This window comes from Litorilinea aerophila (assembly GCF_006569185.2).
GTDB classification, from domain to species: Bacteria; Chloroflexota; Anaerolineae; order Caldilineales; family Caldilineaceae; genus Litorilinea; species Litorilinea aerophila.
Genome location: NZ_VIGC02000013.1, coordinates 107946 through 132600 on the forward strand (window position 1 = coordinate 107946; position 24655 = coordinate 132600).

Genomic DNA, 24655 nt, shown 5'->3' on the forward strand with positions numbered 1-24655 from the left:
TGGGCGCGGAAGCGAGGTGACTATGGATTATAAAGACTACTACCAGATCCTGGGCGTTCCCAGGAATGCAACCGATAAAGAGATCAAAAAGGCCTTTCGCCAACTGGCCCAGAAGTACCACCCGGATAAAAACCCGGGCAACAAAGAGGCCGAGCAGAAGTTCAAGGAAATCAACGAGGCCTACACGGTGCTGTCGGACCCGGAGAAGCGCAAGAAGTACGACCGCTTCGGTGCCCAGTGGGAGCAGTACGAGCGGGCCGGCGGCCGCCCCGAGGACTTCGACTGGAGCGCCTGGACGGGCGGCGGCCCTCGCGGCAGCTACACCACCCGCACGGTCACGCCGGAAGAGTTCGAGCAGATGTTCGGCGGCATGGGCGGCTTCTCCAGCTTCTTCGATGCCCTCTTCGGCAGCGGCATGGGGGGCATGGGCGGCCGCCCAGGCGGTTCCTTCCGCCAGAGCCGGGGGCGCCCCGGCGTGGACTTCGGCGTCCACGAGCGGACCGCCGCGCCGCCCCGCACGGAAGTGCCCGTGGACATCACCCTGGAAGAGGCCTTCCACGGCACCACCCGAACCCTCCAGAGCGAGGATGGGACCCGCCTGGAGGTGAACATCCCCCGGGGGGTGAAGACCGGTTCCCGGGTCCGGGCCCGGGGCAGCCAGGGCGACATCTACCTGAAGATCAACGTCCTGCCCCATGAACGCTTCACCCGGGAAGGGGATGACCTGCGGGTGCGGGTCCCTGTGGACCTCTACACCGCCGTCCTGGGCGGCGAGGTTCAGGTCCCGACCCTGGAGCGGCCCGTGGTGCTGACCATCCCCCCCGGCACCCAGAACGGCAAGACGTTCCGGCTGCGGGGGCTGGGCATGCCCAACCTGCGCCAGCCCGACAAGCGGGGCGACCTCTACGCGGTGGTGGAGGTGACCCTGCCCACCAACCTGAGCGAGAAGGAGCGCAGCCTGTTCGAGGAGCTGCGCAAGTTGCGCCGCTGACCGGCTCCTACCGAATGGGGTTCCTGTAGGGGCGGGCCGCTGTGTCCGTCCGGGACAGGTCCAGATGGAGGGACGTAACGGGCCTCCCCCCATGGCGGCCCCACCAAATGGGGGCCCCGGGCCTGCCCAGGCTTTCCTGGAGCCAGGGTCCAACAGCATCGACCAGATCGGGAGAATGTGAAGAGCGCCGCCCCACAGGGCGGCGCTCTTTTTTACCTTGCCATCTCCTGACCGGCGGTCAGTCCATGGTCTTGTAGGCCGCGTTGACGAAGAGCCGGCGACCGTCCTCGGTCATGGTCTTGGGCCCGTCGTCGAAGCCCCACAACATCCACCAGCTGCTCTCCATCACCACGTTGCCGTAGCGCTGGTCGAAGTCGTTGAGGCCGTAGGCCTGCACCGACGTCTGCTCCCGGTTCAGCAGGATATCCACCCGGTTGCTCTCCTCCTGGTAGAGCTGCAGGGTCTTGATATCCTGCAGGTTGAACTCGAAGGAGTAGTCCCAGATGGGGTCGCTGTACTGGTCGACCAGGATGGAGGTGCCGTTGCTGTGGACGCCGTTGGGCCAGCCGATGGCCAGCTTCAGCCGACCGAAGAAGGCGTAGCCCCCCTCACCCAGCCCCAGCACCGGCCGTTCGTTGCGGACAATGGTGTCGAAGGCATCGTCCGTTCCCCACTGATCCAGGTAGCCGGTGTCCGGGCCGACGATGACCAGGTTGTAGTTCTGGATGTCGCTGGCCGGCACCTGGTTCACATGGACCAGATCCACGCCGATGCCGTTCTCCTGCAGCAGGGTGCGATACGCCATGCCCACCTGCTCTCCAGCCTGGCTGCGGTAGACGTAGAGGGCCCGGGGGCTCAGGTTGAAGCTGGTGTTCTCGTAGAGCTCGAAGGGGGCGCCGCCGGCTTCACCCTTGGCCACCCCGCGCACGGCGTAGGCGCCGGCTTCGTGGCCGTCGGTGAAGTAGTTGGCGTAGATGCCGTCATCCGCCTCGCCGTCGCCATGCTGGCCGTCGTCGTAGAGGTCCAGCATCACTGCCTGGCCGTACTGATGGACCGGGAAGACCTTGACCGCCACGCCCTGGCCGGGCAGGGGCTTCTCACCGGAGCTCAGGAAGCCGATGATGTGTACCGGCCGTCCCATGACCCGCTCCCGCTGGGGGGTGCCCACCAGGAGCTGGAACTGCACCGATGTCCTGGCCGAGGCCCACACCACGAACTCGTTTTCCGGACCCGTCTCGTAGTACTCCACCACGATCAGCCAGCTGCCCGGCTCCGGATGCTCGATGATGCAGGTCTCGTGGGTGGCGTCGCTGCGGCAGAAGGGGTTGCTCTTGGGGTCGAAGCGATACTCCTTGCCGCTGGGGTCAACGAGCACCAGCCGGAGCTGATGGCCGGCGATGGACCAGTTCACGGCCACGGTCAGCCGCTCCAGCCCCTCGGGCACCTCCACCTGCCAGCGGGAGACACCGGCCTGGGGATCGGCCATGCCCGTGGCCTGGAAGAGGCGGTTCTCGCCCAGGATCTCCTCGGCGATCTGTTTGTAGACGTCGCCCAGACGGTTGTCCAGGGTAGTGGGCCAGGCGTCGATGCCGGTGCTGATGCTGGCGACCGCGGCTGCCCCCAGGTCGGCTGCGGTCATGCCGTCCTCGGTCACCGAGTAGGATTCACCGCCGTTGTCGTCGGCGATCTCTGCCAGCAGCTCATGGTGTCCGGCGCTGGCCGGCCCCACGGCCACGGTGTGGACGATGGTGTCGGAGGGCTCGATGACGCCCTTGACTGCGGGGGTGTCGTAGTAGGGTGTCACGTTCTCCAGGCCGTCCGAGAGGAGGACGATGACATCAGCCTCGCTGAAGTCCGCCGGCGGGGCGGTCACCTGGTTCTGGCCTTCCAGCAGGCCCTTGCCGATGGCGGTCATGTTGGTGGGCACGAAGGCGTTGATGGCTGCCTTGGCTGCGTTCAGCTCGGGTGTGGTGGGGTCGGCGCTGACCTCGGTGATGGGGTAGGTGGTGGCGGCGTTGGTGCTGAAGCCGACCACGGCCACCCGGTCACCCACCAGGGATTGGTCCACGAAGAGGCGGGCCGCGTTCTGGGCGGCGGCCATCTTGTCATACTCGGACATGCTGCCCGAATGGTCCAGGACGATGGCCCGGTCGGTCACCTCTCGGCTGGTGAAGAGCACCGCCTTGGTCTCGCTGTCCTGGCCGTGGCCCAGCCAGCGGACCGTCAGGTCATATTTGTTGCCGGCGGCGTAGATGCCGGCCTGGGGCCGCACGTTCAGCCAGAACTGGTCGCCCACGGGCATGCCGCTGATGATGGTGGCGCTGTGGCCGTCGATCTCCACCTGGAAGTCGCCTGCGGAGGCGTCGGCCAGGGAGCTGGCCGGATCCGCCGCGTAGGGCTGGGTGGCTTCCAGCACCACCAGGAAGATATTGGGATTGGCCGGGTCACCGGCTTCGGCCACGTCGCCCGTTTGGGGAGAGACGATGTTCAGCTGGCGGAAGTCGCCGACCAGGCTGTACTTCTGGGGGTTGCCGTTGGGCAGGGAGGAGGCGGTCACCCGGATGGTCCAGGTGCCGGCCATGGGGTTCTCCACCACCACCTGTTCCACGTTGTCCCGGTTGTTGACACCCCGGACTGCGTCTTCCAGGTCGTCGGCGTCGATGGGATCCAGGGCGCCGTTGCCCGGCGAGTTGGTGATGGGCAGCGGGTCCAGCACCCAGGGGCGATGGAGGGTGTTGTCGGGCGCCACCAGCACCAGGTCCAGGTTGTTGACCAGCTTGGGGCTGGTCTCGGCGGTGAGGGTGCTGCCGGGCTCGTCGTCCCAGGCCAGGGTGAAGCGCAGCTCGGACTGGCCGGCCGTCACCTGGATGGTGTACTCGTCCTGGGTGTTGGCCGGGGAGACCTGGTCCTCGATGAAGGCCTTGGCCCGGATGGCCTGGACTGCGGCCTGGGCGTTGACCAGACCGTAGCCTGTGGCCCAGTCCGGCCCTTCGCCGTAGGTATAGGGGCAGTCGCAGTCTGGATCGTTGAAGGGGGTGGTCCCGCTCAGGTCGGTGGCGGTGTTGACCAACAGGGCCTTGATGGTGCTGGGCAGGGGCATGAAGGTGGGGCCGAAGGTGTAGCGGATCTGCTCGAACATCAGCGCCACCACGCCGGCCACGGCAGGGGCGGCCATGCTGGTGCCACACTTGCCCACATAGCCCAGGTTGGTGGATGTGGAGACGATGCCCTCGAAGGCGTCGTTGTGGCAGCCCGGTGCCACGACATCGGGCTTGATGCGGCCGTCGAAGGTGGGCCCCCGGCTGCTGAAGCTGCTGACCAGGTCGGTGTCGGTGTTGACGGAGCCCACGCCCAGGCTGTTCTTGGCCGGCGCGTAGATGCTGTAGAACCCTTCCTCGTTGTCGTACTGGGCACCGGTGCCCTGGTTGGCCACGGCGAAGATGGCCAGGCGAGGGGGCACCGTGTTGCCGTCGCTGTCCACCGCGTCGCCCCGGACGATGCTGTCGATGCCCGCGGCCACGCCGTCGTAGACGCCGTAGGTCATGACGTAGCTGTGGGTGGAGGCCACGGCGTCGTAGTTCAGGATCTGGTCCGAGAAGTAGTCGGCATAGGCCACACCGCTGCCGATGTTCCGGCCGTAGCTCTCGTTGACCAGGCGAGCTTTGGGCGCGTGGCCCCGCCACTGGAAGGGCGTGCCGCCGTTGGTCTCGCTCTGGTTGCCGTTGCCCATGACGATGCCCGCGGTGTGGGTGGCGTGGTCGCTGGTGTCGCTGTGGGCGTAGGCGCCGATAACCACCCGGCCGCTCAGGTCTAGATGGGCCGTGGCCGGCTTGCGTTCCATGTGGCCGATGGTCACGCCCTGGCCGGTGAGCCCCAGATACAGGATGGGGTTACCCGACCCGGCGGCCGGCACGACCGCCTGCTGGACCATGGTGGAGTTGGTCTGGGCGGTGCCCTCGTCGTTCAGATCCTCCGGCGGGGTGAAGCCGGTGCTGATGGCGGCCACGGCGGGTTCCTGGGCCAGGGCAGCCAGGTTTTCCGACGTGTTGGGGACCAGCCACTGCTGGGGCGTGGCGCCCTGGCGATAGTTGTTGCTGCCCACGATGGCGGTGAGGACGCTCTCGATGGTCTCCTTGGATACGTCCGGGAAGAAGGTGACCAGGGCTTCCTGATAGGTCTCCTGGGCCTCAGGTGCCTCCAGGTCCGGATCGGTCTTGTATTCCGGCTTGTGAAGTCCCAGGAAGCGGACCAGTTCCAGGAGGGTCGGGTCGTTGAGGTTGGCCTGGCTGGAGACCCGCGCGGTGTAGGTGGTGTTGCCCAGGTACTCCAACAGCTCCACACCCAGGGAAGCCAGTTGATCCCGTTCTTCCGGCGTGGGCAGGTGGTAGAGCTGGGCCAGGGCGTACTGGTCACCTTGTGCCAGCGCGTCGGCCAGGGCCTGCTCCACGCCCGGTTCCGGGGTAAGGGTGCCCACGGCCAGGGGGATTTCCACCTGTTTGCCTGTGAGGAGCCAGACCAGGTTGGCCAGGAGCTGACGGCCGGTTTCCGTCATCTGGCCGGGGCCGCTGCGGAAGCCCCACAGGGCCCACCCATCCCCTTCCTGGATGATGGGGATCAGGTTCGCCATGCCGGCCAGGGCCGCGTAGCGCACCAGGCCGGCGGTCCGCGCACCCAGATCCACGGCAACCACCGGAACCTCACCGGTGTAGAGGGCATAGGGCGCCTGGTCCAGGGGGATGGGATGGTAGCCGGTGTAGAGGGGGAGGCTGGCGTTGCCGTCGCTGCGCTCGACCGTATGGCCATTGGTCTGGATGGCCTTGCTCAGACCGATCTGACCGTTGGCCCGGTCGAAGAAGAGGGCGCCGCCCAGACCCATGCCCAGGATGGGCCGGCCGCTGTCCAGGATCTGCTGGGTGAGCTCGTCGGAGACGGCCCACTGGCCATCCCGGGCCAGGTCATCGGCCAGGATGATGAGGTCGTAGTCGCCCAGGGCGCTCTGGCTGCGGGTGCCCACTGGCCTGGAAGCGGCCGAGGAAGAAGCGCCCGATTGGGAGATCATGGGCAGGAAAATCTTGTGCTCCCCTTCGAATGGGGTGCCAGACTCCAGCTGCATGACTTCCACGTTGGCGCCACTGCCGGCCAGGGTCTCGCCGATGGCCTGGGCCGTGGACGCGTCCTGACGGTAGATGTACAGGGCCTGGACGGCCTGTGCGGCCTGGGCCGAAGCCGGCATCACCAACCGCCCTGGCGCAGCCTTCCGGGCCGCCTGGACGGGGGCCAGTGGCAGGAAGGTCTGCGCCAACAGGGAAATCAGCAGAAGTAGGGCAAGAAACCTTCGTCTCATGGGAACCTCCTTGTGATATGAAATGGCTTCATGCGCGGACCCGTTGCCGGGCCCTGGCAGCAGGATCCAGGGGGCGGGAATTGGAGCAGTTGGGTGAATATTTCTGCCTGGCACCAGCGTAGCAATGCCAGCCGATTTCAGAAGCAGCCCAGGGCACAGGCCGGATGTGCAAAAGCGCACAGGGGGCAAGAGGGTTTGATTCAATTCCCAGATTCCACACAGATTCAGTGGTGCAGCTCGTAACTGCGCATCCATCGCCACCCCTTCACCCGCCGGGATGTGGCGACAACGGGCGGGCACGGCGGCCCGCCCCTACGGGAACGGGCGCCTTTCCGTGCACCACCGTGCGGCCGGAGACCGCACCTACGCCAGGGGGCGCCATCCACGCGGATTGGACGCGGCGGATATGTAGGGCGGGTCTCCGGCCCGCCGTGGGTGGCTGTGAAATCTGTGGCTCAAAACCAACGTGGTTCCTGTAGTGGACTCAGGATTAAAACGAACTGCTAACGCAGTGCATGCATGCTTCTAATTTGGATTCGCTACAATGGGGGAGAGATTACGATACTGACAGCTGTGCCAGCGATCTGATACCGATTGTCTTACGAAGTGGCACGCATGACTGCGTGGGTCCGGTTTTCAGACCGGACCGTAGGTCACGTCTGAAAACCGGACCTGCGATGGTTCTTGATCAGGCGAGCGGTATGATTTGTATGGCCGGCAGAACTTATATTTCGAATTATTCCAAGGAGGCGGAATCCCATGCGCATTGATAAATATACCCAGAAGGCCCAGGCGGCCATCGTAGAGGCCCAGAGCCTGGCCGAACAATACAACCATCCCACCCTCGATCCGGAGCATCTGCTGCTGGCATTGCTCCGCCAGGAAGGGGGCGTCGTCCCCGCGGTGATCAACCGCATCGGAGTGGATCCGGCCCTGCTCCAGCAGAGCGTAGAGCAGGCCCTCAACGCCAAACCCCGCGCCACCGGCGCCAGCGTCCAGGTGGGCATGGGGCGGGAGACGGCTGCCATCCTGCGGGAGGCCGAGCAGATCGCCGACAACATGAAGGATGAGTACATCTCCACCGAGCACATGCTCATGGCCATGGCCTCTTCCGCAGGGAAGGTGCGGGATCTCCTGGCCCGCCATGGCGTGGACTACAACGCCATCATGCAGGCCCTGGCCGCGGTGCGGGGCAGCCAGCGGGTGACCAGCGACAACCCCGAGGCCCAGTACGAGGCCCTGACCAAGTACGGCCGTGACCTGACCGAAGAAGCCCGCAAGGGCAAGCTGGACCCGGTCATCGGCCGGGATGAAGAGATCCGGCGGGTGATCCAGATCCTGAGCCGGCGCACCAAGAACAACCCGGTGCTCATCGGTGAACCCGGCGTCGGGAAGACGGCCATCGTGGAGGGGCTGGCCCAGCGCATTGTCAACGGCGACGTGCCCACCGGCCTGCGCAACAAGCGGCTGGTGGCCCTGGACCTGGGCGCGCTGCTGGCCGGGGCCAAATACCGGGGTGAATTCGAGGAGCGGCTGAAGGCAGTCCTCAACGAGATCAAGGCGTCTGAAGGGCAGGTCATCCTCTTCATCGACGAGATCCACACCCTGGTGGGCGCCGGCGCGGCCGAGGGCGCCATGGACGCGTCCAACATGCTCAAGCCCATGCTGGCCCGGGGCGAGCTCCACGCCATCGGCGCCACCACCCTGGACGAGTACCGCAAGCACATCGAAAAGGACGCCGCGCTGGAGCGGCGCTTCCAGCCGGTCTTCGTGGATGAGCCCAGCGTGGAGGACACCATCAGCATCCTGCGGGGTCTGAAGGAGCGCTACGAGGTGCACCACGGCGTGCGCATCACCGACAGCGCGGTCATCGCGGCGGCCACCCTGAGCCACCGCTACATCACCGACCGCTTCCTGCCGGACAAGGCCATCGACCTGATCGACGAGGCGGCCAGTCGCCTGCGCATGCAGATCGACTCCAAGCCCCAGGAGCTGGATGAAATCGACCGTCAGATCATGCAGTTGGAGATCGAGCGGGAGGCGTTGCGCAAGGAGAAGGACGAGGCCAGCAAGGCCCGCCTGGCCGAGCTGGAGAACGAGCTGGCCAACCTGAAGGAGAAGAGCGCCGAGCTCACCAGCCGCTGGCAGGCCGAGCGGGAAGCCATCGCCGAGGTCCACAACCTGAAGGAGCGCATCGACCAGGTGCGGGTGGAAATTGAGCAGGCGGAGCGGGCCTACGACCTGCAGAAGGCGGCCGAGCTGCGCTACGGCACCCTGCGCCAGTTGGAGCAGCAGCTGGCCGAGGCCGAGGCCCGGGTGCGCCAGATCCAGGGCGACAGCCCCCTGCTCAAGGAGGAAGTGGACGCGGAGGAGATCGCCGCGGTGGTCAGCAAGTGGACGGGCATTCCCGTCTCCAAGCTGATGGAAAGCGAGCGGGCCAAGCTGATCCGCATGGAGGAAGAGCTGCACAAGCGGGTCGTGGGCCAGGATGAGGCCATCCGCGCGGTGGCGTCGGCCATCCGGCGCAGCCGGGCCGGCCTGCAGGATCCCAACCGGCCCATCGGCAGCTTCATCTTCCTGGGGCCCACGGGTGTGGGTAAGACGGAGCTGGCCCGGGCGCTGGCCGAATTCCTCTTCGATGACGAGCAGAACATGGTGCGCATCGACATGAGCGAATATCAGGAGCGCCACACCGTGGCCCGGCTCATCGGTGCGCCCCCCGGCTACGTGGGCTATGAGGAAGGTGGCCAGTTGACCGAGGCCGTACGCCGGCGTCCATACTCGGTGGTCCTCTTCGACGAGATCGAGAAGGCCCACCCGGAGGTCTTCAACGTCCTGCTCCAGGTGCTGGACGACGGCCGCCTGACCGACGGCCAGGGGCGCACGGTGGACTTCCGGAACACGGTCATCATCATGACCAGCAACCTGGGCAGCCAGTACATCCTGGAAGTCGCCGGCGTGGACGAAGAGGTGGAGCGCCGGGTGCGGGAGGTCCTGCGGCAGCACTTCCGGCCGGAGTTCCTGAACCGGGTGGACGAGATCGTCATCTTCCACTCGCTGCAGAAGGATCAGCTGAAGGAGATCGTGGAGATCCAGCTCGGCCGGTTGCGCCAGCTGCTCAAGGATCGCAACATCACCCTGGAGCTGACCGAACGGGCCCGGGAGCTGCTGGTGGAGGAGGGCTACGATCCCGCCTTCGGTGCCCGGCCCTTGAAGCGGGTCATCCAGCACCGCATCGCCGATCCGCTGGCTCTGGAGATCCTGGAAGGCCGCATCCAGAACGGCGACCATGTGGTGGCGGATGTGGTCAACGGCGAGATCACCTTCACCGTGGTGGAGCCGGCCATGGCCTGATGGGCCGGCTCCTCATGGGGGCGTCAAAGTCAGACAAAACACTAACGTTGCGCATATGACCATCTAACAGATGGTGCATACACTTAAAAGTGAAAGTCGCCGGGAAGGGAAAGCGCCACGGGCGATCCCTTCCCGGGCTGACCGGCTCACTGAACCGGCCGCCCTGTGGTGGCAATAGCGCATCAGTCTATTTCGAGAATTCAATTCTTGAAATAGAGGAGGTGATGTGAAATGACCGCTCTGACTCGTTGGGATCCGTTCCGGGAGATGGCAACCTTCCGTGAAATGATGGATCGCCTGTTCGATGAGTCGTTCTTTGAGGCGCCGCGCCTGTGGAGCCGTCGGCTGGAGGGCTTCAGCGTACCGATGGATGTGATCGAGACGGAGAATGAATACATCGTCAAGGCGTCGCTGCCTGGCGTGGATCCGAACGACGTCGAGATCACCCTGACCGACAACGTGCTGACCATCAAAGGTCAGACCAAGAGCGAGCAGGAGTACGACGAGCAGAACTATCACCTGCGGGAGCGCCGCTTTGGCAGCTTCAGCCGCAGCCTGACCCTGCCCGCCAGCGTGGACGCTGACAAAGTCGAGGCCATCCACGAGCACGGTGTCCTGACTCTGCATCTGCCCAAGGTCGAGTCGGCCAAACCCAAGAAGATCGCGGTCAAGAGCGTGGTCAACGGCGGGTGATTCCAGGCCGACTCATCAACACCCCACAGGGCCGGCCGGTGGACGGGCAAAAATCCCGGTGCGAATTTCGCACCGGGATTTTTCATTTCTCGTCACTGTTCATCCCCATCTCCCTGGCCCCTTTCCCCGCCGAGGGGGAGGGGTTGGGGGTGAGGGGGTGAATGGTTCCCCTGTGGCTTAAAGCGATGGCGCAAAGGGGGTGGTCTCCGGCCCCAGGACCGTCCCATCCGCGATGTGGAGCGGTTCGCTGCCCTCGTGCTTCAGGTGTACTTTCCCCTCCACCACCACATCCCGACCGAAGTAGATGTTTCCATCCACCCGCAACTCCAGGCACCGCCGCATGGATGGCGCGCCGTGGGGGAAGCGCTCCTGCAGGTCGGCAATGAGCATGTAATAGCGATCATCCAGGAAGACCAGGGGCGGCCGGCGGGCGGCTTCCGGTGGCCGGTCCGGGGTGAGGCGCAGGAGGTAGCCGTCGGTCAGCTCGTAGACGTCCGACCAGAGGACCAGCAGATCGTTGGTCTTTTTGACCGGGATGAAACGGCTACGGGGCACCCGCAGGGCTTCGGCGCCTTCGAACAGGGCGATGGCAGAGCCCATGGCCGTCTCCAGCTGGTAGACCCGCGGGGAATCCAGGTCGGTGGGGTCAACGGGTTTCTCGTTGCGGATCAGGGGGAGCTGAAGCATGTCATCGTGGCGCTGAAGCACTTCCCGCAGGGTGGGCAGGTGGATCCAGAGGTTGTTGGTGTTGAAATAGCGGTAGCGCTCGATATCCTGGAAGGCGGCCTGTTCCTCGGGCGGGCACTGGGAGATCTCCCGCAGGATCAGCCGTCCGTCGGGGCGCCGGGCCAGGTGTCCCCCTTTGACATCGGCGGCGGTGCGATAGGCCACTTCCATGAGGAAGGGCAGCCGTTGCTCCACAAAGTGGCCCAGGATGCGGGTATCCAGCACAGCGCCCAGGTTGTCGGAATTGCTGACGAAGGCGTACTCGTAGCCGGCGTCCAGCATCTTTTCCAGCATGCCGCTGGTGAGCAGGGCGACGTAGATGTTGCCGTGACCCGGCGGGCACCACTCCTTCTCCGGGTCTGCCGGCCATTCCGCCGGCAGCAGGCTCTCCTTCCAGATCTTGGGCAGCTTGTGTTGTAGGAAGTCCAGGGGGATGTCCTGTTCCAGCTCCGGGTATCGCTGCAGGGCTTCCCGGGTCTCTTCCACGGTGTTGAAGCTGTTCATCAGCACCAGGGGCAGGCGGACGCCGGTCTGCTTGCGCAGGTGGAGCACTTGCTTCACGATGATGTCCAGGAAGGTAAGCTCTCCCTTGACCGGAAGCAGGCACTTGGGGCCGTCCATGCCCATGCTGGTACCCAGGCCGCCGTTCAACTTCAGGACCACGGCCCGCTCCAGGGCCTTTTGGCCGATCTCCGCCTGGCGGTCACCCAGGTCCGTGTAGTCCGGGAGGGTATCCACCGGTGCGGCCTCGTCCTGGCTGATGTAGCCGGTGGCGCCGGCGAGCAGTTGCTGATAGTAGAAGTGAAAGATGCGGATGGCTAAAGGTGGTACACCGGCGGCCTGCATCTTAGCAGCGAAGCGTTCAAAGCGTGGGTCGTCCATGGGCTGTGACGACGGTTGGGGGGGGTGATCCGCTTGGTGCATCATTGCTCATCAGCTCCTTCGCTTCTGAATCTTTGTCTTTAATCACGTAGGGGCGGGCCGCCGTGCCCGCCCGCTGGTGCCAGCCGAGGAAGGGCGCCGGTTTGCCGTAGGGGCGGTTTCTAACCGCACGGTGTCGCCAGCCCCAGGCGGATGAAGGAATGGCGACGGCTGCGCAGCTACGAGCTGCGCCTACGACGGGGCACCCAATTCTGTAGGGGCGGGGCTTGCCCCGCCCGCTGCCGTCCTCGAACATGGGTCTCCTGTAGAACCGGCCACGTCCGGCGGGCCGGAGACCCGCCCTACGGATCCGTGGCCCAACCGGGATGGATGGCACCCCGTGCCGTAGGTGCGGTCTCCGGCCGCCCGCTGGTGCCATGCCCCGGCGGGTGAAGGGACGGCGACGGCTGCGCAGCTACGAGCTGCACCTACGACGGGGCGCCCAATTCTGTAGGGGCGGGGCAAGCCCCGCCCGCTGCCGTCCTCGGACATGGGTCTCCTGTAGAACCGGCCACGTCCGGCGGGCCGGAGACCCACCCTACGTTCCCGTGGCACCCACGTCCTTACCAACCAACGGCGCAGCCGTCCTTGCGGGGATCGCTGCCCCCGATGAGGACGCCCGTCTCCGGATCCCGCAGGATGATCTGGCCGCCGCCAAAGCCGGTGCGGCCGAAGCCGTCCACGGGCACCAGTCGATGGCCCCGCCGGGCCAATTCGGCCAGGGTGGCAAAGCTCCACCCCTCCTCCATGGCCACCAGGCCGCCGCTTTCCTGGGCGCCCAGGCCGCCGCTGGGGCCGGCCAGCTGCCAGCGGGGCACATCCAGCGCCCGTTGGGGCCACATGCCCAGGTCCACCAGGTTGACCAGCATCTGCAGGTGTCCCTGGGGCTGCATGAAGCCGCCCATGACGCCCAGGCAGGCGTGGAGCTCGCCGCCTCGGGTGGTCAGGGCCGGGATGATGGTCTGGTAGGGTCGTTTGTGGGGCGCCAGGGCGTTGGGGTGTTCCGGGTCCAGCTGGAAGAGCGCAGCCCGGTTCTGCAGGCTGACCCCGGTGCCTGGCACCACCAGACCGGTGCCGGTACCCATGTAGAGGCTGTTGATGAAACTGCAGGCGTTGCCCTCGCCGTCCACCACGCTCAGGTAGACCGTGTCCGAGCCGGCCAAAGGATCGCCGTAGGGCACGTGCTGGGCCGCGCGGCGGAGGTCGATCTCCTGGCGCCGTCGTTCCGCATAGGCCGGGCTGACCAGCTCCTCCAGGGGGATGGGCACCACCCGGGGGTCGCAGACCCAGCGCTGGGCGTCGGCGAAACCCAGGCGCATGCACTCGATCAGGATGTGGAGGCGATCCACTTCCTCCATGGCTGCCAGGTCGAAGCCGGCTGCCAGGTTGGCGGCAATGATGGCGGCCAGCCCCTGGCCGTTGGGCGGGCATTCGTAGAGGGTCACGCCCCGGTAGTCAGCGTGGATGGGCTCATCCCAGGTGCTCTCGTGGGCGGCCATATCCTCCGATGTGATCCAGCCGCCGTATTTCTGGACGTGGGCGCTCAGTTTGTGGGCGAATTCGCCCCGGTAGATGTAGTCCTTGCCCTCGGCCGCGATGCCCCGCAGGGTTTCGGCCAGGGTGGGGATGCGCATGATTTCGCCGGGGCGGGGGGCTCGGCCGTCGATGAGCAGCTCGTGGCCGCTGGGCTGTTCCGGCCCGTTGTCCAGGTCGCCGCTTTCCCAGTCCGGTGAGCGCAGGAGTTTGGGCACCTGGGAGCGCCAGCCGGTGGCGATGATTTCGCTCACAGGGTAGCCGTGCTCGGCGGTCCAGATGGCCGGTTGGAGCACGTCGGCCAGGGACATGGTGCCGTGGCGTTCCAGCAGGTCGCTCCAGCCGGCCACCGTGCCGGGCACGCTGACCGCGTGGCCGGTGAAGGTGGGCATCTTCGTGTAGCCCAGGGAGCGCAGGGCTTCGATGGACGCGGCCGCGGGAGCCCGTCCGGAGCCGTTGAGCGCGGTGACCTGTTTGGTCCGCGCGTCCCAGAAGAGGGCGAAGCAGTCCCCGCCGATGCCGGTGGAGATGGGCTCCACCACGTTGAGCATGGCTGCGGTGGCCACGGCCGCGTCGGCTGCGTTGCCGCCGGCCTTGAGGATCTCCAGACCAGCCTGGGCAGCCAGGGGCTGGCTGGTGGCCACCATCCCCCGGGTCGCCATGACATTGCTCCTCCGGGAGCGGAACACAGCATCGAACTTCATACGTTCTCCTTACCGTTGGGCTTGATTGCGTTTCACTGCGCTCTGCATCATAATAGGAGAATAGGACTCATGTCCAATTGGCAATTTTCTGCCCCCAAAGGCCGCCACAAACGAGGTTCAACTTGGGACATTCCGGCCGGGGGAGAGGGTTTGGTGGTTTGTCCGGCCGTAAGGTAGACTAATAAATCCCGGCAGAAATTCGTCGCCGGTCTCTCCAGTTGGGAGAGGTGCCCGGCAGGTATCGGGATTTCTGCCGTGGTTTAGATGCCAGACTGTACTAGCAAAACGCTATGGGCTTTATCATCCAGTATGTGGCGACCTATGCCCCCTGGATCTACGCCATCTGTGGCCTGACGGCCCTCTATCAGATCTACCGGATCTGGCTGGTGCGATCCGAGCGCCGGCAGGCGGTCTTTTCCCTGGAGCGGGAGAAGGCCGTGCGGGATATGTACAATATCTTTGCGATTGCCCTGCTGCTGCTTTTCGTCATGGGGGTAACCTACTTTACCAGTACCACCCTGGCCACGGCCGTGGATCCCCTGGTCTCCGAAGCCCTGCAGCCGACGCCCGCCTTTCCCTTTGTGCCCACGCCCACCAACACGCCCCTGCCCGTCACACCCACGCCTACCTTCACGCCCACGGCAGCTCCGGCCGTCGTGGAGGGGGACGCGGCGGTGAACGCGGTGGAGACGCCGCCGGCATCCCAGGTCGATCCCCCTACGCCCACTCCCGTGCCCACGCCGGCCATTCAGGCGCCGGCCTGCCCGGATAGCCGGTCGGTGTTGTTGCGGCCTGGGAACAACGAGGTGGTCAGCGGGGTGATCAACGTCATCGGCACGGCGACCCATGAAAATTTCCAATACTATAAGATCGAATTTGCGCCCGGCGCCAATGCTGATGCCAACTTCGGCTACCTGGCCGGTGGGACAACGCCGGTGACCAGCAATGTGCTGGCCAGCATCGACACCGCCAGCCTGGGCAATGGCACGTGGACCCTGCGGCTGATTGTGGTGGATCAGACGGGCAACTATCCGCCCCCGTGTCAGGTCACCATCAACGTGCAAAATTAGAAAATCGGGCAGCATGGTAAATCCCGGCGGAAATCCACCGAGGGTGCCCACGCCAGTCGGCGCAGCCAGATTTCCGCCGTGGTATTTACACCAGACTCTATTCGCGCATGCAAGAGAACCTTCGTATCCAGGTAACTGTGGCCCTGACGCTGCTTCTGTTGGTGGCCCTCATCGTGGTCTACAACGCGGGTGTGGCACGCGGACGGCTGCGCGTGCGCGGCGAACTGCTGACCCTCCAGGCCGAGTATGTGGCCCTTCTCTCCTCCACGCCCACGGCCACGGAGACGCCCACACCCACGCCGACCCCCACGGCGACCCTGACGCCCACCCCCACCTGGACGCCCACTCACACGCCCACACCGACCCCCACCCCGGCGTCGCCTGAGGAGTGGGCCCAGCGTTTTCAACAGGTGGCCGAGGAAGGGCTCAATTCCATGTCCCTGTTGGATTTCACCGGGGAACGGGCCGAGGCCCTGCTCCGCCGCCTGGCTCAGGCCCAGGGGTTGGCCTTTGTGCCAGCCACCTACTTTCCCCTGAACGCCGACCCCTGGGCGGCGCTGGTCGTTCCCCGGGCGCCGGGCGGTGAAGCCCTGCCCATGCTCTTCTGGCGAGAGCCCAACGACCGCAACCGCGTCCGCAGCCAGTTGCTGTTGGCCGCCCTGGGCCGGGAACGGGACTACACCACCCTGCTGGCTGGCGTCAGCCACGGCGTGATGGGAGCCGACCGGCTGGGCCGTCGGCACATCCTGCTGGTGGAGAGCACGGAGCTACGCTCCCAACTGACGGCTTACGTCCTGGCCCAGCCCCAGCCCGCCGAGGACTTCCAGCTCCTGTGGCAGAGCGCCACGGAGCCCACCTGGCCCGGTGCGGCGCCCGGCAGCCAGGTTACCTTGCAGACGGACGGAGAGCACATTCTGCCTGCCATCCAGGTGGTGGCCCCCGTGGCCGGCAACCCCGGGTTGCAGCGCCTGCTGGACGCACCTCAACTCTTCGTGGAACAGCCGCCCTTTGCCCGCCAGTGGGCCCAGACCCTGTGGCGTTTTGTGTCCGAGGAAGAGGCCGACGAGGCAGACAGCCGTGAGTCCCCTGGACCTGGCTATCACCTCCAGGAGGCGAGCCTGCTGCCCACACCCCTCACCACCCTGGCCCGCTTCCTCCTGCTGCTGCGGGCATCGGATGTGGGCACCGCGGCCAACTTTGCCAGCCGCTTCGACCTGCTGCAACAGGCCTATGACATGGGCCTCACCCAGCCGGCCCACTGGCTCGCCTTTTACCTGGATGAAGCAGACCAGCCCCTGTGGGACGGCCAGGTGACCTTGCGCCTGCGCTTCTTCGACAACGGCAACCGGGACCGCACCTACACGGCCATCTTCGAGGCGGATGAGGCCGTGGGCTACCGGGTGGCCGCCATCGAGCCGGCTGAGCCCTACGGCGCCCAGGAGTGGGTCACCCCGGCGCCTGCCCTGCCCACCTTTACGCCCACGGCCACGCCCACAGAGACCCCCACAGGCATCGGGGGCGAAGTCCCGCCGGCAGAGCAAGCGCCGCCTACGCCCGTGCCCAGCGATACGCCCACCCCCACCGCGACGGCCACAGCGACGGCGACCGCCACGGAAACCCCCACCGTGACCCCCACCTTCACGCCCACGGCCACGCCGACGCCCAGCCCTACGGCCACCGCCACGCCCACCGAAACGCCCACGGCCACGCCGACGCCCAAACCCTATCCCCTGCCCGACATCCCGCCCGATCAGGCCACTCTGGTGACCGGGACCATCTTCCGCGCGCCGGCCAACCTGCGGGCCGGCCCGGCCACAGACTACCCTGTCCTGGCCCAACTGGGTTTCGGGGTCCACGTGGATCTCTACGGCGTGACCGAAGCCGGCGACTGGGTGCTGCTGCGGGTCAACGAGCCGGCCGACGGCAGCCACAACGTCATCGGCTGGATGGCGGCGGAGCTGGTGCAGCCCACGGCGGACCTGGCGTTGCTGCCGCTCTACCGGGCCGATGGCACGCCGGTCATCCCGCCCACGCCGACGCCCAGCCCCACCCCGGGGCCGCCCACGCCCACCCCCACGCCGACCCCCAGGTCCACGCCGGTCCTGGGCGACATCCAGGTGCTGCCGGCCACCGCCGGCCTGGTGCCTGTGCCGCCGCCCGTGGCGGAGGAAGTGGTGATGACCATCGGCGGCGACCGCATTCCGGCCAACCCTCTGGCGCCCATTCCTGCCACCACCGCGGACGGCCGGTCGGTCCAACTGGTGGTGGATACGGCCCGGGTGGAGATCTGGAGCGGCATGTTCGCCGCAGAACCGCCCCAATATGAGTCGGCGCCGGCCGAGCTCCTCTGGCCAGGCACCCAGGTCTACGTGGTGGGCACGTCCGATCCCGCACAGCCGGATCGCTTCGTCGCCTCTCGGGTGCGCATTGCACAGGCGCCGACGGACGCCGGGGCGCGACCCCGGGTGGAACGCTTCACCGCGCCGGTCCTGGCTGAAGCCCTGGGCCAGGGGAGCAGCGTGGCCCTGTTGGGCAGTCGGGAGGAGCCCGGCGTCTACCTGCTGGAGGCCACGGGCACCGTCTATCAACTTTGGGTGGATGAACAGGAGGCGACCTGGGCGGGGAGCGATCCGGCCGCGGGCTTGATTGTCCACACGGGGGAAGCACCCGTGGGGTTGAACAGCTTCCGCTGGATTCGCCCGGATGGGGAAGGGGTCCAGGTTTTCACCCAGCCCTTCCACAGCCTGCGGGGCGTGGTGGGGGATCTCTACGGGGGGCTGTGGTGGATCGAGACGCCCCAGGCGGACATCGACCAGTGGCAGCTCTGGCACTACGACCCGGTGCGGGGGGAGGTGGCCTTGCGTCTGCGGGCCTCTGGCGCCCTCTTCCGCCAGGGCAGCGCCATCGTCAGCCCAACCCTGGTGCCAGTGCTCATCGGCGCCTATCCGGAATTTCGGCCGGATACCGGCACCGTCAGCCAGGTGACCCTGATCCTGGATACCCTGGACAACGTCCAGCAGCGGCTGTATATGGGCGTATTTCGGATCACGGTGGCCATCAATGGGGATGGCACCGGCGTGGTGAGTGGGTTGCCCCAGCTGCTCCTGGCGCCTGAGAGCTATCGGGGCCCTCTGCGGATCAGCCCGGATCAGACCCGGATGGCTTACTTCGTCTACAACCCCGAACGGCCCAGCCTGACCTCCGGCTTCATCCGCCCGGCCAACACGGTACGGGTCTACACCTTGCTGGGGCGCGGCGCCAGCACCATCCGTACCGTCTACGAGAGCGAGAGCCGGTTCGAGTTTCTGGCCCCCAACCTGGCCTGGCTGGGCGACGACCGCCTGGTGGTTGCCCGCAGCCGCTTTGCACCGGGGGAAACCTTTGGCCTGGACCGTTTCGGCATCACCCAGATCCAACTGCCGGAGCCTGGCCAGGCAGCTGGCGCGGTCACGGCCAACAGCTACCTCTTCCCCAACCAGAAGGAGCTACGGGACTACGCGGTCTGCCGGGATGGCCGCTACACCCTGACCGTGGCCAGCACCGAGGAGGGGGTGTTGGAGCTCTCCCGCTGGGATGGCGGCCCGCGGCCGGAGCCGCTGCTGGCGCTGCCACCCAACCTGACCCGAACCTTCCTCTGCTGGCAGGCTTCGGATGCGTTGTTGCAACTTCGCTAAGCCATGTGGCCGTTGAGACTGCCGCCCCTGCCGGAGCCCTGGGCCTACTTCACCGACTGGCGGGACCTGCTCCTGGCTGCCGTGGGCGCGGTGGTGGTGACCCTTCTGATCATCTGGTGGCGCCAGCAGACCCGCCACTGGTTTCGGGTCTGTGCGGCCACATTCCTGGCCGGCTTGCTGATGTGTATCAGCAGCTTCTATCTTTTCGTGGTGCCGCCGTACTTTGCCAGCTGTCCCCAGGGCTGCCCCGGCTGGCGGGGCTATCCGCTGCCCATCGCCCGCATCGGGCTGGATGGCGTCAGCCGGGTGGCGCCGGTGGACTTCGCCATGAACCTGTTCATGCTCTGGCTGCTCTGGCTGGGCGCCAGCCTGATCTGGACCCTGTTGGGCATGGGTTTCCAGTGGTGGCGGCGTACTACCCGGGCGCGACTCTTCTTCGTGCTGGTGGTGGCCATCCTGCCCTGGGCGCTCATGCCCCGCCTCCTGGAGCCGCCCCAGCCCCGAGCTACCGGTGAGGACTTGCGGCTGGCGGTCAACGCCCGCCGGGCCGCGGAGTTCACCTATCGCATCACCGGCCTGTGGGTGCAGCGGCTGGCGCTGGAGGACATCCGCACCGCTGCCCCAGCCCAGGATGCGCCGGCCACCTTCAGCCAGAGCGAGGTCAAGCAGGTCTGCCTGCGGGGGTATACTTACTTTTACATCCCCTGGCGTCGCTATCGCATCACCCTGGACCCCAGCGGCGTGACCGCACTCAGCCTGACCCAGGTCCCCCTGGATGGCTCCTGCTGGCGGTAGGAAGCCAGGGGAGAGCCACAAATTTCACAGTCCAGCCATCTGTGACTCCACTGCAGAAACCACCGATGAACACAGATCCAGCAGTTCACGATTTCGACGCGGAGTCGGCACCTCAGATGCCGACCCAGGCGAGACAGCGCCGTATCTGAGGATGCTCACTCCACAAATGGGCAACAATCGTGAAGTACTGAGATTTTCCAGAGCAAGCATCCCTGCCATCCGCGAAATCTGTGGTATCCGTGGAGCGTCGGAGCTTCAGCTACCCTGGTAGAGTGCGGTCTGGGGAAAGAAGGCGTACCAGGCAAACCAGAAGTGGTCAAAGGCCAGGATGCGCTCCAGCCGCTGGCCGGCCAGGGGGCCTGCCACCGCCTCGCCCAGGATGTTCCAGGTGCTGCCGGTTTCCTGGTCGCTGAAAGTGCCATCGGCGTTGCGCACGAAGGTGAGCTCCTGGCCGTCCACCCGGCGGTCGAAGACGCCCACGCTACCCACATCCTTGCCTTCGCTGATCTGGCGGGTGTCCAGGGCGCTGGCCGTGCCTGGCTTATGGAAGACCACCACGGGCACGTCGCCCAGCCGGTCGTTGATGACTCCCAACTCGGCCACCGTGGAGAAGGGATAGGCCATCACCACGTCGCCCAGTTGAATGCCCACCACCCGCTCAGTGGCCGGCAGGCGGGTATCCAGCTCTCCTCGGAAGAGGAAGGGCTGGCCCGCGGTGCTGTCGTACTGGGTATAGGGGTTGGCGCCGTAGGTGCGGGGCATGGCCGGGCGGGCCAGGACTTCGCCGTTGGGGTAGCGGGCCGTGAAATCGCCGAAGCTGATCACCTGGCTGGCCCGGAAGGTCAACTGCTCGCCCGCGTAGCGTCCCACGATGCCCTGGCCGATGAACTGTTGCCACCAGGTCTCCGTCTGCCGGTCGTACATGATGAGGTCGCTGTTACGCAGCAGGCCCGTGGTGCCGAAGTCCAACACCTGGCCGTCGAAGGTACGCTCGAAGACGATGCTGGCATTGCACAGGGGGCAGAAGGTGACAGCCACAGGCAGATCCCCCACCGTGTCGTTGACGATCTCATGCCATATGAGGATGGCCAGGGGATAGGCCCGGGCATGGCCGTCGTGCTCGAAGAGGATCACCGGGTCCCGGTCCGAGAGCCACTCTCGGGCGCTCTCCGGGCTTTCGAAGGTGGGCTCGTCGATGGCTGGGATGCCGTCCTTGGGAGGGCCGCCGGAGATGATCTCCTCCCATGGCACGGTGCGGCGGGAGAAATCCGTACGCCAGTAGGAGCTGTTCAACCGGGCCGGAGGGCTTTCCGGTGGCAACAGCGCGATACCCTGAGGCGCTTTGGCCACCTCGCCCGGGGCGGGTGCGTTGTCCACAGCCCCGGAGTCGGCGGCCTCAGGGGCTGTGCCAGCGCCAGACGAGGCCGCCGGAGAGGTGGTTCCAGGCTCGCCGGGGTTGACACAGGCACCCAGGCTCCAAAGACTCAGGGCCACCAGAACGATTACGGTCAGGGACCAGGCCGTCCAACGCATCTTTGCACCTCCTGGAAACATGGGGAACTGGTAACTGTTCATCCCCCATCCCCCTTCCCCCGCTAGGGGGGAGGGGGTGAATGGCTGCGGGAACTCTTTGTCGTGCGGGGGGCGCTGCGGTCGGATCATCGCCCCACTTCGTGGTCACTGTGTCACAATCCCGGCGGGATGACTGTAGGTGGCCCTACGTCCAATCGTCAGATTGTTTGTTCCTTCCTCGGAGGCAACCCATGAATACCCATCCCATCTGGCGTGTGTTGCTCTTTATCCCGGGCGACAGCGAGCGCAAAATGGCCAAAGGCGCCACCCTGGACGTGGACGCCGTGATCCTGGACCTGGAAGACAGCGTCGCACCGGCCAACAAGGTCAGCGCCCGGGAGCTGGTGCGCCACAGCCTGGTCTCCGGCCTCTTCCCCACCGGTCGGATGGCCCGGCTGGTCCGGGTGAATACGATCCACAGCGCGCGGGTGGCTCCCCCCGATGAGCTGGCTGTGCAGGCACGGGACATCGCCGCCACCATCCAGGGCCGGCCGGACGGATACGTGTTGCCCAAGGTGGAGTCTGCCCAGGATGTGGAACGCTTCGCCCGCCTGCTCCTGGGGCATGAGCAGTCCCTGGGCATGGAGATAGGCCGCACCAAAATCCTGGCCCTGATCGAGACGGCCCGGGGCGTGGTCAACGTGCGGGAAATCGCCGCTGCGGCGCCGGGGCGGCTGGCCGGGCTCATCTTCGGCGCGGAAGATCTGGCCGCAGACGTGGGCAGCGACCGCACGGCCGACGGGCCAGAGCTGGGCTACGCGCGGGGAGCCGTCGTCCTCCATGCCGCAGCCTTTGGGCTTCAGGCCATCGATACCCCCTACACCGACCTGACGAACCTGAACGGCCTGCATGCAGAGGCCCGGGCCGCCAGACGAATGGGCTTCACCGGCAAGCTGGCCATCCACCCTGCCCAGATCTCCCCCATCCGCCAGGCCTTCGCCCCCACCGACGAGGAGATCGCCGCCGCCCAACGGCTGCTGGACGCCTATCACGCCCATGCCGCCCAGGGCGCCGGCGTCTTCGTCCACGAAGGGAAGATGGTGGACCGGCCCATGATCCGGGCCGCGGAGCGGATCCTGGCCGACGCGCGGGCAGCCAGAAAGCTCTAGGGTCACGCCGGCCCGGGCGGTTCAGACGCGGGTTCCACTTCCACCAGCCGCTGGCCTCGCTCCACTGCTTCCCCCGGCTGCACCCACACCCGGGCCACTCGACCCGAAATCCCCGCTGTCAGGCGGGTGGTCATCTTCATGGCTTCCAGCACCAGCAGCGGCTGACCAGCCTGGACCCGCTCCCCCTCTTGCACCACTACCTGGCGTACCTGGCCCGGCATGGGCGCCTCCACCACCCCCCGGCCGCTCCCCGGCGCCCCGGCCGGTCTGGCGACCGCGGGATCTTGGAGGGCCTGGCCCTGGGGGTCTGCCAGCCGGGTCAGCTCGTAGTGGTGGACCGCCGGCGCCGCGCCCGGCTCTGGACGACCGAGCAGCGCCACGAAGCGGCGTCGCCCACCCGGATTGCCCCCGGCTTCCCGGGCGGTCGAGGCTTCGAAGGGTTGGCCGTCCACGGTGAAGCGGAGTTCCCCGGCAGAGCGGGAGAGGAGCTCCACCCGGAAGGTCTCCGAGCCTACGTGGGCCAGCCAGGTACCATTCCCCTGGGGCTCCAGGCGGACGGTGTAGATCTGATCGCCCAGTTGATAGGAAACGCTCACCCTGCTGTTCCTCTCGTTGTTCCTCTCGCTGTTGCTCCGGGTGGCCAGAAGCCTCCGCCCAGGCGAAAGCCGTCCGGCCGCGCCCACGGATCTGGCATCGCCTGGCGCCCAGAATCGGTGACCCAGTCCATGTCGGCGTCGCTGCTTTCCTCGGCCAGGGCCGCCGCGATCAGGGCCGCCACGTCCAGCCTGTGGCTGCCGGGCTGCCATCCCGCCATCTCCCGGCTCACAAACGCGGTGGTGGCTGCGCCGGCCTGAAAGGTGGGGTGGGCCACCACCGCGCGCAGGAACGCCAGGTTGGTGGTCAGGCCCAGGAGGGTGTACCGGCCCAGGGCCCAGAGCATGCGACGTCGGGCTAGCTCCCGGTCTTCCGCCCAGACGATCAGCTTGGCCAGCAGGGGATCGTAGTGGGCAGTTACCTCGTCGCCGGCAGCCACCCCCGAGTCCACCCGCACGCCGGGCCCCGATGGCTCCACCAGTCGATGAATTCGCCCCGTCACCGGGAGGAAGCCCCGGGCCGGATCTTCCGCATACAGCCGACACTCCATGGCATGGCCCCGGGGGCGCACCTGGTCCTGGGCCACGGGGAGGGGCTGGCCCGCGGCGATGGCGATCTGGGCGCGCACCAGGTCCACGCCGGTGATCAGCTCGGTGACCGGGTGCTCCACCTGGAGTCGGGTGTTCATCTCCAGGAAGTAGAACCGCCGATCCTGATCCAGCAGGAACTCCACCGTGCCCGCGTTCACGTAGCCCACAGCCCGGGCCGCCGTCACCGCCGCCCGGCCCAGGGCTTCCCGCAGGGGCGGATCCAGGGCCGGGGAAGGGGCCTCCTCCACGATTTTCTGGTGCCGGCGCTGAACGGAACAGTCTCGTTCAAAGAGGTGGATCACGTTGCCGTGATGGTCGGCCAGGATCTGGACTTCCACGTGGCGGCCCTGGGCGATGTATTTTTCCAGGAACACGGTGGGGTCGCCGAAGGCCTGTTGCGCGGCCTGGCGGGCGGTGGCCAGGGCTTCGGGCAGCGCGGCCGGCTCCTCCACCACCTGGAGGCCGATGCCGCCGCCGCCCCCCGCGGCCTTGACCATGACCGGGTAGCCCATCCGTTGCGCAGCCCGGGCGAAATCCTCATCGGATGTCCCCCCGGCGTAGCCGGGGACCACGGGCACGCCCGCCTCCTGCATCAGGGCGCGGGCCTGGGTTTTGACGCCCATCTGCGCGATGGCCTGGGGCGGCGGCCCGATGAAGGTCAGCCCCGCATCCTGGACCATCTGGGCGAAGGAGGCGGATTCGGCCAGGAATCCGTAGCCCGGGTGGATGGCATCGCAGCCGGTCTCCAGGGCTGCTTCCACCAGCCGCTCTCCCCGCAGGTAGGAGTCCGTCGGGGCGGGCGGCCCAATGCAGACGGCTTCGTGGGCCAGCCGTACGTGGAGGGCCTGGGCATCCGCCTGGGAATAGACCGCCACCGCGGGGATGGCCAGCTCCTGGCAGGCCCGCAGGATGCGCACCGCAATCTCGCCCCGGTTGGCGATCAGGATTTTGCGGAACATGGCTTTTCTCCGTGGCCTGTGAAGGA

General features: G+C 66.7%; 13 protein-coding genes. 7 read left to right on the forward strand and 6 right to left on the reverse strand.

The features are described from left to right. Nucleotides 1–22 precede the first annotated feature (22 nt). Nucleotides 23–991, forward strand: a complete 969-nt coding sequence (locus FKZ61_RS11935) for a DnaJ C-terminal domain-containing protein (protein ID WP_141610349.1) — start codon at nucleotides 23–25, stop codon at nucleotides 989–991. A gap of 238 nt (nucleotides 992–1229) precedes the next feature. Here FKZ61_RS11935 and FKZ61_RS11940 read toward each other — a convergent pair whose 3' ends face one another. Continuing rightward, nucleotides 1230–6335: a S8 family serine peptidase gene (locus tag FKZ61_RS11940; protein ID WP_141610350.1), complete on the reverse strand. Its 5106-nt coding sequence runs from the start codon at nucleotides 6333–6335 to the stop codon at nucleotides 1230–1232. A gap of 759 nt (nucleotides 6336–7094) precedes the next feature. Here FKZ61_RS11940 and clpB point away from each other — a divergent pair. Next, complete coding sequence (gene clpB / locus FKZ61_RS11945) at nucleotides 7095–9689, forward strand: ATP-dependent chaperone ClpB (RefSeq protein ID WP_141610351.1); 2595 nt, start codon at nucleotides 7095–7097, stop codon at nucleotides 9687–9689. A gap of 231 nt (nucleotides 9690–9920) precedes the next feature. Continuing rightward, a complete protein-coding gene (locus FKZ61_RS11950; RefSeq protein WP_141610352.1) occupies nucleotides 9921–10382 on the forward strand; it encodes an Hsp20/alpha crystallin family protein in 462 nt (153 codons plus the stop codon). Nucleotides 10383–10559: 177 nt separating this feature from the next. On the opposite strand, the gene FKZ61_RS11955 is transcribed toward FKZ61_RS11950, so the two are convergent. After that, nucleotides 10560–11990 carry a UTP--glucose-1-phosphate uridylyltransferase gene (locus FKZ61_RS11955; RefSeq protein WP_407659903.1) on the reverse strand — a complete coding sequence of 477 codons (1431 nt, stop codon included), beginning with the start codon at nucleotides 11988–11990 and terminating at the stop codon, nucleotides 10560–10562. Nucleotides 11991–12592: 602 nt separating this feature from the next. Then, nucleotides 12593–14266 carry a gamma-glutamyltransferase family protein gene (locus FKZ61_RS11960; RefSeq protein WP_141610353.1) on the reverse strand — a complete coding sequence of 558 codons (1674 nt, stop codon included), beginning with the start codon at nucleotides 14264–14266 and terminating at the stop codon, nucleotides 12593–12595. Nucleotides 14267–14556: 290 nt separating this feature from the next. On the opposite strand from FKZ61_RS11960, the gene FKZ61_RS11965 reads away from it, so the two are divergent. From FKZ61_RS11965 to FKZ61_RS11975, 3 genes are all read left to right on the forward strand, one after another. Next, nucleotides 14557–15336 (forward strand): DUF2975 domain-containing protein, encoded by a 780-nt coding sequence (locus FKZ61_RS11965; RefSeq protein WP_141610354.1) that lies wholly within the window; start codon nucleotides 14557–14559, stop codon nucleotides 15334–15336. A 107-nt stretch (nucleotides 15337–15443) separates the two neighbouring features. Beyond that, nucleotides 15444–19010: an SH3 domain-containing protein gene (locus FKZ61_RS11970; RefSeq protein ID WP_211358529.1), complete on the forward strand. Its 3567-nt coding sequence runs from the start codon at nucleotides 15444–15446 to the stop codon at nucleotides 19008–19010. A gap of 3 nt (nucleotides 19011–19013) precedes the next feature. Beyond that, entirely contained in the window at nucleotides 19014–19805 is a 792-nt protein-coding gene (locus tag FKZ61_RS11975; RefSeq protein WP_141610355.1) for a hypothetical protein, read from the forward strand. A 255-nt stretch (nucleotides 19806–20060) separates the two neighbouring features. On the opposite strand, the gene FKZ61_RS11980 is transcribed toward FKZ61_RS11975, so the two are convergent. Then, nucleotides 20061–21338, reverse strand: a complete 1278-nt coding sequence (locus tag FKZ61_RS11980) for a DUF3179 domain-containing protein (RefSeq protein ID WP_141610356.1) — start codon at nucleotides 21336–21338, stop codon at nucleotides 20061–20063. 230 nt (nucleotides 21339–21568) lie between these two features. On the opposite strand from FKZ61_RS11980, the gene FKZ61_RS11985 reads away from it, so the two are divergent. Beyond that, a complete protein-coding gene (locus FKZ61_RS11985) occupies nucleotides 21569–22486 on the forward strand; it encodes an HpcH/HpaI aldolase/citrate lyase family protein (protein ID WP_170199623.1) in 918 nt (305 codons plus the stop codon). A gap of 2 nt (nucleotides 22487–22488) precedes the next feature. On the opposite strand, the gene FKZ61_RS24290 is transcribed toward FKZ61_RS11985, so the two are convergent. Both FKZ61_RS24290 and FKZ61_RS11995 read right to left on the reverse strand, forming a co-directional pair. Further along, entirely contained in the window at nucleotides 22489–23082 is a 594-nt protein-coding gene (locus tag FKZ61_RS24290) for an acetyl-CoA carboxylase biotin carboxyl carrier protein subunit (RefSeq protein WP_170199606.1), read from the reverse strand. After that, nucleotides 23079–24629: an acetyl-CoA carboxylase biotin carboxylase subunit gene (locus tag FKZ61_RS11995; protein ID WP_141610359.1), complete on the reverse strand. Its 1551-nt coding sequence runs from the start codon at nucleotides 24627–24629 to the stop codon at nucleotides 23079–23081. The genes FKZ61_RS24290 and FKZ61_RS11995 overlap by 4 nt, the downstream gene beginning before the upstream one ends. Between the last annotated feature and the right edge of the window lie 26 nt (nucleotides 24630–24655).

Bases quoted from the DNA above. Each gene is read 5' to 3' on its own strand.
- FKZ61_RS11965 (WP_141610354.1), top strand. From the start codon at position 14,557: ATGGGCTTTATCATCCAGTATGTGGCGACCTATGCCCCCTGGATCTAC.
- FKZ61_RS11950 (WP_141610352.1), top strand. From the start codon at position 9,921: ATGACCGCTCTGACTCGTTGGGATCCGTTCCGGGAGATGGCAACCTTC.
- FKZ61_RS11955 (WP_407659903.1), bottom strand. From the start codon at position 11,990: ATGGACGACCCACGCTTTGAACGCTTCGCTGCTAAGATGCAGGCCGCC.
- FKZ61_RS11985 (WP_170199623.1), top strand. From the start codon at position 21,569: ATGAATACCCATCCCATCTGGCGTGTGTTGCTCTTTATCCCGGGCGAC.
- FKZ61_RS11995 (WP_141610359.1), bottom strand. From the start codon at position 24,629: ATGTTCCGCAAAATCCTGATCGCCAACCGGGGCGAGATTGCGGTGCGC.
- clpB (WP_141610351.1), top strand. From the start codon at position 7,095: ATGCGCATTGATAAATATACCCAGAAGGCCCAGGCGGCCATCGTAGAG.
- FKZ61_RS11960 (WP_141610353.1), bottom strand. From the start codon at position 14,266: ATGAAGTTCGATGCTGTGTTCCGCTCCCGGAGGAGCAATGTCATGGCG.
- FKZ61_RS11970 (WP_211358529.1), top strand. From the start codon at position 15,444: ATGCAAGAGAACCTTCGTATCCAGGTAACTGTGGCCCTGACGCTGCTT.
- FKZ61_RS11980 (WP_141610356.1), bottom strand. From the start codon at position 21,338: ATGCGTTGGACGGCCTGGTCCCTGACCGTAATCGTTCTGGTGGCCCTG.
- FKZ61_RS11975 (WP_141610355.1), top strand. From the start codon at position 19,014: ATGTGGCCGTTGAGACTGCCGCCCCTGCCGGAGCCCTGGGCCTACTTC.
- FKZ61_RS11935 (WP_141610349.1), top strand. From the start codon at position 23: ATGGATTATAAAGACTACTACCAGATCCTGGGCGTTCCCAGGAATGCA.
- FKZ61_RS11940 (WP_141610350.1), bottom strand. From the start codon at position 6,335: ATGAGACGAAGGTTTCTTGCCCTACTTCTGCTGATTTCCCTGTTGGCG.